This is a genomic window from Aeromonas sp. ASNIH8 (assembly GCF_002919855.1).
GTDB classification, from domain to species: Bacteria; Pseudomonadota; Gammaproteobacteria; order Enterobacterales; family Aeromonadaceae; genus Aeromonas; species Aeromonas caviae.
Genome location: NZ_PQLN01000295.1, coordinates 1 through 504, shown reverse-complemented (window position 1 = coordinate 504; position 504 = coordinate 1). Strand labels below are relative to the sequence as shown.

The window sequence follows — 504 nt, the reverse complement described above, 5'->3', positions numbered from 1 at the left end:
TTCTTGAGCTGCGGGCACGGGAACAAACCTCAGGCGCCATTACTGCGCTTCTGAACCTTGCCCCCAAAACCGCCAGACGGCTGGATCATGACGGTCATGAAACGGATATTAATGCGGAAGATGTCCTGCCTGGCGATAAGCTCCGCATCAGACCTGGAGAGAGTATTCCGGTCGACGGTATCGTGATCGAAGGCAAAACAACCGTGGATGAATCGATGGTGACCGGGGAGTCTATGCCGGTTACCAAAACGAAGGGTGACCCTGTCATTGGGGGGACGATTAATCAGACAGGTAGTCTTATCATCCGTGCAGAGAAAGTCGGTGATGAGACGATGCTCTCACGAATTGTTCAGATGGTCGCTGATGCACAGCGTTCGCGTGCCCCCATCCAGAGAATGGCAGACAGCGTTTCAGGCTGGTTTGTTCCTCTGGTGATACTTATCGCGGTTGTTGCTTTCTTGATCTGGTCTGTCTGGGGGCCCGAGCCCCCGAGACTCCTGAGCA

At 54.4% G+C, this 504-nt stretch carries 1 protein-coding gene; it reads left to right on the top strand.

Annotated features, from left to right (window positions below; all coding sequences use genetic code 11):
* A partial coding sequence (locus C3418_RS24010) for an HAD-IC family P-type ATPase (RefSeq protein WP_146054174.1) occupies positions 1-504 on the top strand: 504 nt, incomplete at both ends.